The 11,698-nt window shown below is 40.8% G+C and carries 9 protein-coding genes; 6 read left to right on the forward strand and 3 right to left on the reverse strand.

Going from position 1 to position 11,698, the window contains the following annotated elements:
• Nucleotides 1–16: 16 nt before the first annotated feature.
• The gene (locus MSMAS_RS08995; RefSeq protein WP_226987622.1) at nucleotides 17–1,306 is read left to right on the forward strand and encodes a sensor histidine kinase; all 1,290 of its coding nucleotides are present in this window, start codon (nucleotides 17–19) and stop codon (nucleotides 1,304–1,306) included.
• Nucleotides 1,307–1,651: 345 nt separating this feature from the next.
• On the opposite strand, the gene MSMAS_RS09000 is transcribed toward MSMAS_RS08995, so the two are convergent.
• On the reverse strand, nucleotides 1,652–2,740 hold the full coding sequence (locus MSMAS_RS09000) for a radical SAM protein (RefSeq protein ID WP_011034890.1): 1,089 nt from the start codon (nucleotides 2,738–2,740) through the stop codon (nucleotides 1,652–1,654).
• Between the two features lie 615 nt (nucleotides 2,741–3,355).
• Between MSMAS_RS09000 and MSMAS_RS09005 the strand changes: the two genes are divergently transcribed.
• Entirely contained in the window at nucleotides 3,356–4,186 is an 831-nt protein-coding gene (locus MSMAS_RS09005; RefSeq protein ID WP_048041398.1) for a CbbQ/NirQ/NorQ/GpvN family protein, read from the forward strand.
• 8 nt (nucleotides 4,187–4,194) lie between these two features.
• Entirely contained in the window at nucleotides 4,195–8,334 is a 4,140-nt protein-coding gene (locus MSMAS_RS19525) for a nitric oxide reductase activation protein NorD (protein ID WP_226987621.1), read from the forward strand.
• Between the two features lie 61 nt (nucleotides 8,335–8,395).
• Here MSMAS_RS19525 and MSMAS_RS09020 read toward each other — a convergent pair whose 3' ends face one another.
• Nucleotides 8,396–8,596, reverse strand: a complete 201-nt coding sequence (locus MSMAS_RS09020) for a hypothetical protein (RefSeq protein ID WP_011034887.1) — start codon at nucleotides 8,594–8,596, stop codon at nucleotides 8,396–8,398.
• A 252-nt stretch (nucleotides 8,597–8,848) separates the two neighbouring features.
• Here MSMAS_RS09020 and MSMAS_RS09025 point away from each other — a divergent pair, with 252 nt between their 5' ends.
• Nucleotides 8,849–9,625 carry a winged helix-turn-helix domain-containing protein gene (locus MSMAS_RS09025; protein ID WP_011034886.1) on the forward strand — a complete coding sequence of 259 codons (777 nt, stop codon included), beginning with the start codon at nucleotides 8,849–8,851 and terminating at the stop codon, nucleotides 9,623–9,625.
• A 517-nt stretch (nucleotides 9,626–10,142) separates the two neighbouring features.
• Here the strand turns inward: MSMAS_RS09025 and MSMAS_RS09030 are convergent.
• Nucleotides 10,143–10,373 (reverse strand): ferredoxin, encoded by a 231-nt coding sequence (locus MSMAS_RS09030; RefSeq protein ID WP_048046458.1) that lies wholly within the window; start codon nucleotides 10,371–10,373, stop codon nucleotides 10,143–10,145.
• A gap of 433 nt (nucleotides 10,374–10,806) precedes the next feature.
• Between MSMAS_RS09030 and MSMAS_RS09035 the strand changes: the two genes are divergently transcribed.
• Both MSMAS_RS09035 and MSMAS_RS09040 read left to right on the forward strand, forming a co-directional pair.
• Nucleotides 10,807–11,034: a nitroreductase family protein gene (locus MSMAS_RS09035; protein WP_011034884.1), complete on the forward strand. Its 228-nt coding sequence runs from the start codon at nucleotides 10,807–10,809 to the stop codon at nucleotides 11,032–11,034.
• Between the two features lie 145 nt (nucleotides 11,035–11,179).
• Entirely contained in the window at nucleotides 11,180–11,668 is a 489-nt protein-coding gene (locus MSMAS_RS09040; RefSeq protein WP_011034883.1) for a pyridoxamine 5'-phosphate oxidase family protein, read from the forward strand.
• Nucleotides 11,669–11,698: the final 30 nt, after the last annotated feature.

The following is an 11,698-nucleotide window of genomic DNA, read 5'->3' on the forward strand; positions in this document are numbered from 1 at the left end:
CGAAGAGGGAGGGAGAGTGCTGGATCGAAAGAGGAATGTAATAGAAGAGTCCTGCGGCACAATGTTTGGTACAGTTTCAAGACATTCATTAAGTATAATCATCCTGTTGACTCCTTTGTTTTTGATGGATAAAGGAGAAGAGAAAACAAAAGCAAAATCCACATCTTGGGAAAAAACAGCGTTTTTATGGAGAGAGGAAAACGAAAGTGAACTTTCGGGCAGGACGCTGCTGAATGATGAAAATGACTGCCGTTTACTCGTACAGAATATAAAAGGCTTTATAGGGTTCAGGGCGAATGAGAACTTTGAACCGGTATTTATTGATGGAGATGTGAAAGGCATAACCGGTTATGATAAAAAGGATTTTCTATCCAGAGAAGCAAGATGGTTAGAAATAATCGTATCTGAAGACTTACCTCTAATTTTTAAGAATGTAAAAACAGCTTTGTCTAACCCGGTTGCACCCGCCGAAATCGAGTATCGCATACGGAACAGAGATGGTGATATAAAGTGGATCAGGCAGGTTATTCAGAAAACTCCGTCGGGTTCTGGAAAGCACGGAGAAGTACAGGGATTTATTCGTGATATCACCGTAAGTAAACTGGCAGCAATTTCTCTGGAAAAAATTGAGAATGTACGCATAAAAGAAGTTAATCACAGGATAAAAAATAACCTTCAGGTGATCTCATCCCTGCTAAGTCTCGAAGCTGAAAAATCCACCGATCCGGAAATTCTTGAAGTCTTTCGGAAAAGTCAGAATCGTATAGCTACAATGTCTCTGATCCATCAAAAACTCTGCATAGGAGAAACACATATCATTGATTTTTCAGACTATCTTCGGAAACTTACTGAAGGACTTTTCGGTTCCTACCGGGTAGGAACTGAAAGGGTCAATCTGAGACTGGAACTCGAACAGGTTTATATGGCAACAGATACCGCAGTACCTCTTGGCATTATTGTCAACGAACTGGTTTCAAACTCTCTGAAACACGCCTTTCTACCTGGAGAAGGGGGAGAAATTCGAGTAAGTCTTTCCCGGATGAAGAATTACGAAAAAGAATTTAAAAACTCCGGAAACTCAGGAATTGTACCGAGCTACTCAAATGGAAAAGATTTACAGTTCATCCTGACCGTAGAAGACAATGGCCGGGGAATTCCGAAATTAGTGAACCTTCAGAATAGTAATTCTCTTGGATTGCAGCTCGTAAACATTTTTGTTGAACAGATTGGAGGTTCTATTGAACTTAAAAGAGACAGAGGGACAAAGTTTAATATCCACTTCAGTAAGCTAGAAAAAGAAAAATGAGGCTTTCCTAGACATTAATTTCAGTCAGGCATGTAAAAGTATGCTCTTGCTGTAGGGAATATGGCAAGTATAAGCCAACTTTCCGCAGTAAAATTTTAGATGTCATAATTATTTTTGTTATCGATTTTGAAACTAACGTCATGTAATTGGACATTTATGCATGAGGTAAAAGCAACTATAGGAGCTTTAGAGACTAAAAATGATATCAATTAATTATCATCAAGTTACACCAATGGTCAAAATTACTTAATCTGTTTCAAAAACGCAATCAGGGAAAATGTCGATTTTCTAAAAAATACTGCAGAACATGGGTTGAAATTAGACTTCTCCTTTTTTAAAATCCACTCAGACCAGTAAATCCTCAATCCCTGCCTCTCTTACAATCTCAATTGCCTTCTCCTCTTCTTCAGGTGTAAGCTGGCGGGCAATTTCCGGGTATTCCATTGCATGGTAGCAGGGCCTGTACTGGAACATAAGGTTGAACCTGGTCTCAGGGATATTTTTTGCAACCCATTCTGCGATCGGTTTTGTGCAGCATTCGAGGTTGTCCGGGAGTACGAGGTGTCTGAGAAGAACTTCTGCTGTTTTGTAAGCAAATTTAAAATTTGGCTGGACGATTTCGAGATAATTCTTTATTTTTGAATATTTACGGGCACAGTCATTGTTTCCGTATTTGAAATCCCCGAGGTAGACATCCACCACTCCTTCCAGAATTTCTGCAATCTCAGGGGAATGATACATATTTGAGTTCCAGATAACCGGGTTGTTTTGTGAGGTTTCCCTGATGGTTTTGAGGATAGTGTATGTGTGAGGGGTAGGGGTTACGAAATTCACATTTTTAGCCCCATGGAGACGCCTTAAGTCTATCAGTTTTGCAAGCTTCCTGGGCTCAACCTTTGTTCCGCATTTCGGACATGTGGAGATTTCCCAGTTCTGGCAGTAGACGCAGGCAAAAACGCAGCCTGAGAAGAAAATAGTGTGTGAAGGGACGAGTTCGGGCTCTTCTCCCATATGCATGAATTCGGAGGAGTAATAAGAAGAATCTGTCAGCCTGCAGAAGCCTTTTTCACCCTCCTCTCTGTTGACCCCGCAGTTCCATCCGCAACAGGAACAGTTCCTGAGCATCCTGCCCACAATTGTGATCTTGAGGTCAAGCAAAGACGTGCTGGCTTTAGGGATCTCAAGGAAACTTTCCGTATACATCCTCAGCCTGTCCGGGCTATCTGCATAAACAAGGGAGTCCATAGCTTCTATGTCAAGGCTTTCCCGCAGTTTCCTGTACTCTCTGATGCTTGCTTCATGGATTCTCCGGAGCTCTTCAAGTTCCATTTCAGGATCAAATTCGACTGAAATTCTCTCTGTTATGCGGCAGAGGGCAGGCATTTCATCTCCCTGCACCCTGAGATAGCGTTTCAGGTATTTCGGGACTGCCATACTAGGATATCTGTTTGCATGGGTTATAGGTTTATTGTAAAACTTTTTTATTGTGAAACTTCAATTGTTGCAACCAGGTAGACATTGACAAAGGTAGACATTGACAACTGCAGCGAATAAAGAGCAAAAATTTCTGAGAGAAAGTTTTCTGAGAGAAAGTTTTCTGAGAGAAAGTTTTCTGAGAGAAAGTTTTCTGAGAGAAAGTTTTCTGGGGAAAAGTTCTCCCGCCGCAGGAAGTAATAAAACTGAAACATTCAGGTCCATTTTTTGAAGTTATTTGTTAGCTGTTTTATCTATTACAGGGCCCGAAGCTGGTATTTCTCAGTATTCCTTCCCTGCACCGTGTCGAGGAAACCGCAACCTGCCTTTAAGTATAAGAAATAATCGGCAAACCAGGATATTGATAAGAATAATTTCAGTAATTAACCAGCTTTCAATTTCTTAATTTTTTTCATAAGCTTATCTCTGTGCATTGTAAATAGGTGAAAAATATACTGTGGTTTTTGAAGGATTTTAAGGGGCTTGGTTTTGAACCGCGGACATCAGTGGTTCGAAACATCAAAGCAAATATATTCAATAAAAAATAAAATAACTGTATTCAGATGGGAGAAAAATATGGACAATAAATGCCAGTTTTTCAGGGAAATTCCTCTGGAAGAATGTTTTATTGATAAAGAGCCTTACTACGTTCCTGTGGGAAATGAGGTAGAGGTCTTTATGGCAGCCTACAAAAACCGGCTGCCGGTAATCCTTAAGGGGCCTACCGGGTGTGGAAAAACTCGTTTTATGGAATACATGGCATACAGGCTGAAGCGGCCTTTGATTACTGTTGCATGCCATGAGGACCTTACTGCAACTGACCTTGTTGGGAGGTTTTTGATAAAGGGGGAGTCCATTGAATGGAGCGACGGGCCTTTAACAAAAGCAGTAAAGAGCGGAGCTATATGTTACCTTGATGAGGTCGTTGAAGCCAGGAAAGATACAATTGTTGTTATCCATCCTCTCACCGATGACAGGAGAATAATCCCTGTTGATAAGCTGGGCGTGATAATGAAAGCCCCTGACGGGTTTATGCTTGCAGTTTCCTATAACCCGGGCTACCAGAGTGTTGTGAAGGACCTGAAGCAAAGTACGCGCCAGAGGTTTATTTCCATAGATTTCGACTACCCGCCTGCGGACCTTGAGGTCCAGATTGTGGCACATGAAAGCGGCATTGGGCAGGAAATGGCAAAGTACCTGGTGGAGATCGGGTCGCGAATAAGAAATTTCAAACACCACGGGCTGGAAGAAGGTGTCAGCACACGGCTCCTGATCTATGCCGGAAAACTAATACGGGAAGGCATAGAGCCCGCAAAGGCGTGCCAGATAGCAATGGTCAGGCCTATCACGGATAACCCGGACCTGCAGGTCAGCCTTGATGAGATCATCTCTGCAATAATGGAGTGATAAGCAGATTGTCCTCTTATACGGAAAAACAGGATAAGCTGTCCCGTAAAAGCGCCGGGGAAGGCTATCGGGAAACCCATGCAGAAAAACCCCGGTTTCAGGAAGAGTTTCGAGGATACTTTAAGGAAGACCTCTATGAATTGATAAGGTCGAATTTTCCGAAACCTGACGCTGAAGATATTTCCAGGGCTGCTGAACAATTTGCAGAATTTGACCGGGCTGAACTGAACATCCTGCTGCACCCCGGGAAATTTATCACTAAAAAAGGAAAGAGAGTTCAGGTAGCCTATCTTAAAGTGGTGCCTGCAATCTATAAACTCACAGAGCCCCCGGAAGCCCGGAAAGCCCTGATAAGCCAGAAAGACTGGCAGTATCAGATAAGCCAGAAAGAGCAGAGTCAGATATATCAGAACAGGACAGGAAAGACAAAGAACCAGATAAAGCAGACTAAGACTGAACCTGAGAAGATAAAACAGACAGACCAGGACCAGATAAAGCAGGGTAAGATAGGACCTGAGAAGATAGACCGTGGAGAAGAAAAAGTCCAGATAAACCCGGAGTTCAGCAAATGGCTCTCAATTGCCAGTAAAGCTTCAGAATTAAGCTTTTCCTGTTTTGAGGGTTTCTTTAACTCTTCGCCTGTAATCCTTGAGAAAAAAGGTCCAGAAGGACTGTCCCTTTTGGAGAAATGGACAGAAATCGGAACTTCCCTTGCTGAAAAAAGCAATCAGTTTGCAATTATTTACTTCAATCATACGGCGAATGCAGTGGTTTCGGATAAGTTTTCTGCTGATAGTGTCCCTACTTCATTTTCCGGGGACGTTTCCAGCGGTTCCGTCGGTCTTGAGGGTTTTAGAGAATTCATAAGCCTCGGAGAGAAATTTTCAGGTTTGAATGCTAGGCTTGCTGAAGTATATTTTGAGCACCTCCCTGGTATGCTGGATCTCCTTTCTCCTGAAGAGATCGGGCTTTTTTACAGCATAACCGGTAGTCTGCTGAAGTTTCGGTGGGAGATCGCCGCCGATATTTTTGATGAAGCAAAAGATGTGTTTTCCGCCATTTCACCCCCGAGACAAAAAGAGCTTCTTACAGCGTTAAATAAATTCGCAGGCTGCATGGAAACCTTTCCGGGTTGTTCAGACAGGGCTGCTGCTGCACCTGCATTATTTAAAAATGCTCCTGCAGCAATGGCAAACCTTGACAGCAGAGGTTTTGAAGCCTGGGTGTCGATAGCTGAAGAAATCACGGATATAAGCTCTGATGCAGCTGTTACTTTCTTTAATCGGAGCCCTGGAGCCCTCAGGTACCTGAAAATCAACGAACTTGAGCAGTGGGCTGAAAAGGGAATTACTCTGCTCTCTTTTGAAAAACAGGCTTTTGAGAGTTTTTATGAAAGCAGCTTTAAAGGGCTGGAAAAACACCTTCAATCTCTTAAGGCTGAAGAGAGAAATCTTTTACTTGATATCGGAGCCGAAATCGCGCTTATAAATCCTGGCTGTACTGGCAGTTACTTTGAAAACTCAACTCCTGCCCTCAGGCTGCTTTCAGGCAGTGAGTTCAAAACCTGGGCGGATACGGGAGCCGGCATTTCGAAAGGAAGTTCCAGTTCCGGTTCGGATTATTTTAGAAACTCGGTTACTTCTTTTAGAAAAATACCTGCTTCTTACCGTGCTGAAATACTTGAAACAGCAGAACCTTTGCTTGAAAAAGACTGGCTTCTTGCAGGAAAATTTTTTGAAAACCTGCCCGATATTATTGAAAAAACAAAAATCGGGGACATAAGGAAATGGGCAGATATAGGGACAAAAATATATGATACTGATAGAAATCTTTCTGTAGATTACTTTACTTACTCAGCCCTGCTCCTATCCGAACTTGACATTTATGAACTGGAAGAGTGGGCTCTTAAAGGGCTTGAAATTTTTAAAAACAATGCCTCTTTCGGGAGGCCTTACTTTTCCTTAAAGTCCCGAAGTTCAAATGATTTCATCGACGAACTTACAGGAGGAGTTGCCCTTAAAAAGGTTGCAAATATCCTCAGGTATTATGCAATGGGACTTTCAGGCATCAGTTTTAATATCTGTTCAAAAAAAGAGCTCCCGGGTTATACCATAACCGGCTCTGTGAACCCCATTATTTCAGGCAGGACCATCTTTCTTGAACCCGGAATCAAAAAATATGGGAACTTCCAGGATAATTTCAAAATATATAAGTTAAGTATAATGCATGAGGTAGGCCATGCCAGGTTCAGTTCTCTGGAATCTTCGCAGGAATTAATTGACGAACTGATAGGCAAGATAAGTGCAAAATATGGGACTAATAAAAGTTTCAGGGCTAAAAGGACTGAAAAGGCTGAAATAATCGAAAAGGTTGAAAAGTCTGAGAGGATTGAAAAGCCCGGAAAGACTGAGAGGATTGAAAAAGCTGAGAGGATTGAAAAGTCTGGAAAAGCTGAGAGGATTGAAAAGTCTGGAAAAGCTGAGAGGATTGAAAAGTCTGGAAAGGCTGAAGAGAAAAGCCAATTTTCAGGGGACATATCATCAGGGAAAAGGGTCAATATTTCAGCCATAATATCCATGTTTTCCAATAAGGTCCTGGCAGCAAGCATATTCGGTGTACTTGAAGACGCAAGAATTGAGTACCTGATAATGGACATTTACCGGGGAGTGCGTTCGGATCTTGAATCCATAAGACAGCAGATGCTGCTTTCAAGGCCAGCTCCTGAAGGAGAGCTTGAGAAGCTCATGGAAACCCTGCTGTGGCTTTCAACCTTGCATAACCCTCCTTTTGATCTCGCTGAAGATACCAAACCTGTTTTTAATAAAATTCGCACTATATTGCAGGACAGGGTTTTACAGCCGGATTCCTCTATTTTAACCTCTCTGGAAGCTACTTTTGCCATCTACAGCCTGTTTGAGAGCATTCTTGGCCCGCTGGAATTCCGGAAATACGAGATGTTAAAGAATATTGAATACAGGGGTATGGGGTCTGGTATATTTGATTCGAAGAGCCCTCTCGACCCGGATGAGCACAGGAATGTGATCAGGAGCTTTATTCCAGAGAATGAAAGCAGTTCTGCAATTAGCAGAGAACAACCTGTAAAAGAAGAAACTGAAAAAGAAAAACTGGAAAAGAAACCCTGCGCATCGGACAGGAACTGGAAAGCACTTGGCAGTTGCAGGTATGACGAATGGGACTGTGCGATAAGTGATTACAGGTCAAACTGGTGTGCTGTAAACGAGATCGAGCCTGTCGGCGGTTCAGGCGAATATTATACAGGTGCTTACGACCGTTACCGCAATGAAATTACACTCATAAAAAATGTTTTTATCAGGATGAAACCGGAATCTTTCCACAGGCTGAAAGGTCAAACGGACGGAACAGAGATTGATATTGATGCTTTTTCCAATGCTCTGATAGAACGAAGATGCGGAATTAATCCTGATGAGAAACTTTATGTTAGAAGGGATAAACGCAAAAGAGATGTCGCCACACTCTTTCTTGTAGATGTAAGTGCCTCTACGCGGAAAAGGCTTGGACAGGAAGAGTCTCGAATTTGGGAAAAAAAGAGTGCTGGGGAAAAACGGGGCATTGAAGGAAGAAAAAGCAGTGTGCAAAGAAGGAGCATTATAGATGTTGAAAAAGATGCCCTGATAATAATGGCTCAGGCGCTTGAAACCATAGGGGACAGATATGCAATATACGCATTTTCCGGCCATACAAGGGAAGGCGTGGAGTATTACGTTATTAAAGAGTTCGACGAAGAACTATCAGGTGATGTGGAAAAAAGAATAAGCCTGCTGGAGCCAATAGCTAATACAAGGCTTGGGGCTGCAATCCGCCATTCCATAAAAAAATTAGACCAGGTCAGCTCCGGAACAAAGATCCTTATCCTGCTTTCGGATGGAGAGCCTTATGATACCTGCTACGGAGAAGGGGCATATCAGGGAAAATATGCTGAAGAAGACACAAAAATAGCCATTCAGGAAGGAAATAATCGGGGAATTCACTTCTTTTGCATTACTGTTGATTCCAGCCCCGGAGAATACCTTGACAAAATATTTTCCGACTTCGGGTACACAATAATCGATGATGCACGAATTCTTCCGGAAAGGCTTCCTCTACTCTATAAACGGCTAACTACGTAAGTAATCCCGAAACCGGAATGAATATTAAAAAATTAAAGGAGCAGAATTTAATAAAGTATTTTTACTGTCCCTGAAGCCTCTGCCCGGCTGTCGCCAGTGCTTCACCCAGTGCTTTTGCAAGCTCACAGTTCTGGTTGCATTTTGAGGCACAGGTGCAGTATCTGGGAACGTTCTCCATCATCCACTGTCCCAGGAAGCCGAAGGCTTTAAGCTGTTCTTCGTTTGCAGCCTGTACAAAATTATTGAGGTCCTTTAGTTCCATTTATTATCACCGGCTTTCAGAACGCTGTATATATTTATATACCTGAGCGTTATTATTATGTACAAGTTTGAGATTGTATAGAAAAATGACCTTAACAGAAGTTAGAAAAGTAATGGGATCAGAAAAACAAAAATGAAAAAGAAATAATCGGGAACTGGAGTTTCATTAATTGAATTATTGCGTACACAAAATCATATACACAAAATCGTATTTTCATTATTTTTCTAACAATAGACCTTGAGGCTGATAAGAGTGGAGACTACAAAGGCAGATTCCGAGCTTCATTATATAGAAGAGCTGCATTCAATTAAAGAAGAAGTAACATCCCTCAGAAACGACTTTTCACGTTTTTTGCAGAGAGCTAACCAGCAGCATATTGATGAAATGCTTGCAGAGATGAGAAAAAATTTTATGAAACCGATGGTAGATTATCTTTGCGAGGATGCAAACGAAAGGATGCACAGTCGGATGACGCGGAACTGTGGGATGAGGGAGCTTTGTGAAGTTACGTTCAAAGAGCTTTTGCAGGAAACTGCAGGGCTTGTTGTCAGGCCAAAAATCGAAGCTGCGACTATAAAAATGTACAGGGATAAACTTGAAGAGTTAAAAAAAGAGGCAAAAAGCCCCCTGTGCAGCAGGTGCTTTTCTGAAGCCGGCAATCTTTTTGAAAAGCAGGTCAAAATTATGCGTTCCCTCCAGATATATGAAGACAGGGAAGATATGGACGAAAAAGGAGACATAAGTGCAATAGAGCCTGAAAAGATAGTGTCCGAAGTCTGCGAGCCAGTAGCAAACAGGCAGAGGCTTCTTATGCTCAAGGCGCTTTCGGGTGAGAACAAGACCTTTTCCGAACTTTCTAAACTCACAGGGCTTCGTGGAGGAAACCTGTTATTCCATCTGCAGAAACTGCTTGATACAGGCATGGTTCTGCAGAGAAGCGAGAGGGGAGACTATATTATTACAAGAAAGGGATATTCAACCCTTCAGGGTTTGTCAAGAATATATTCCGAGATAGGTCTAATTGACTGAGAATTTAAGAATCTGATCGGGAAAAGGCAAAAACAGAGAGAAATTAAACAAATATAAGATAAAATAAAAATAGACTCAGTTCCAAAATCTAGTGATTTCTACATTTTTTGATTGAAATCTTGAATTCCCCTGCAGAATTCAATTTTCGATCAAACTCAATATCCAAGCTCTTCTGGCACAGGTCAATATGTCATGCTCAAAGAATTGTGCCATATTCAAAATCTAGTGATTTTTGATTTTTATGGTTATCACTAGATTTTGGCATTGTGTCTAAAAATAAGTTAAAATATATAAATCAAAATAAGTATAGAATCAAAAAATATATAAATCAAAATAAATATAAAATTAAAAAAACACAAAATTAAATCGAATATAAATTAAATCGAATATTTAGTAAAAGAAATATAAAATCAAATAAATATAAGTTGATAAATATAAATTAAAACAAACATAAACTGAAAAATAGAAGCTAAATAAAGAAATGTTAAAAAAACTTGCTTAAATTTACAGGTCAGGTTTAGCCGTCATTGCCTATAGCTTCAACCGGGCAGGCTTCCAATGCCTCTTCACATGCCTCTTTTTCTTCATCATTTTCAGGCTGCTTATACACAAAAGTAGTTGAATCGTCTTCCTTCATCTTGAAGTTCTCAGGTGCGGTGTCCACGCATAAATTGCATGCGATGCAGCTGTAGTCACAGTAATAAGGTCCCGGGACATTTTCAGAAACTTTGTCATTCTTGTCAGCCATATTTTACTCCCCTGTTGTGTTATCTTACAATTAATTCTGCAATAAGATAAATCTGGAGAGTTTTATATATATTTTCGCATTAAAAACACTCTTTAAAACCGTGAGACTTTAAAACCCTGAGACCAGACTTTATTCTTCCATACCCGAAAAATAATGTTTTTCAGTAACCTTTACCTCTCGGGCTCTTGAACCGGGATTTTAAGCTGCTTTTTTCGAGCTCTGAAATCTGATTCAAAACGGAATGCTCTGTTTTTCCGGAAAACATATTCAATTGCAGGCAATTTTTTATTAGATAGGATGCATAAAATTATCTATTTATTGACCTGTCATCTGAACTGTCATCTGACCTTATCTAATCTGACAGTGTATAAATGCCTCATTCAGGCTAAAAAAGCAATAACCGCGTTTAAAAAACAGGTTAAGGGGGAATATTATGGTAACGAATGATTTTACAGACCTGCCCATGAAGATCAAGCTGCCTGAACCTGAAGCTTCAGGTTTAAGCCGGATAGAGGAATTGCTTGCAAAAAGAAGATCAGTCCGAAAATATGCCGAAAAAGGGCTGCCTGAAGAGGTCATTTCCCGTTTTCTCTGGGCAGCCCAGGGAATAAGTTCAGGTAAAGATGAAAAGAGGCAGTCTAAAAACCTATCCGAAAAATGATTTCCTGTGTAATTTTTACAGTACGCGAAACATGCCGATCACAAAGATAATCTGATATTATAATTTATTATGACTTTTTAACATGCATTACTGACTTTTCGGGTAAGCTCCCAATGATTACAAGATGAAAGCGAGGATGTAATTTATGTTCAGAGAAATGAGAAGAGGTAAGCAATTATTATCAATGGAAGATACCATTGCAGTCATGACCAGATGCACAAATGGTGTTCTGGCGTGCTCAGGCGATGATGGTTATCCTTACGCGGTTCCACTTAGTTATGTCTATTTCAACGGCAGAATTTATTTTCATTCAGCAAAAGCTGGACATAAAATCGACGCTATTACAAAGAACCCAAAGGTATCTTTTTCAATAATAGATGAAGATAAGATAGTAAGCAAAGAATATACAACGTATTTCCGTAGCGTTATTGCTTTTGGTAAAGCAAGAATCGTTGAAGGTGACGAGCGGCTTGAGTCTTTCACGGCACTGGTTGAAAAGTACTCAGGAAATCAATCTGAAGAAGCCAGGAATAAGGAAATATCAAGATGCAAACAAGCTCATATTATAGCAATTGACGTCGAGCATATAACCGGTAAGGAGTCTATTGAGTTTGTCAACGTTAAAAGACAATAACTGTTTTGCTTATTCCAATTGTGTATATTG

The organism is Methanosarcina mazei S-6, assembly GCF_000970205.1.
Taxonomy (GTDB): Archaea; Halobacteriota; Methanosarcinia; order Methanosarcinales; family Methanosarcinaceae; genus Methanosarcina; species Methanosarcina mazei.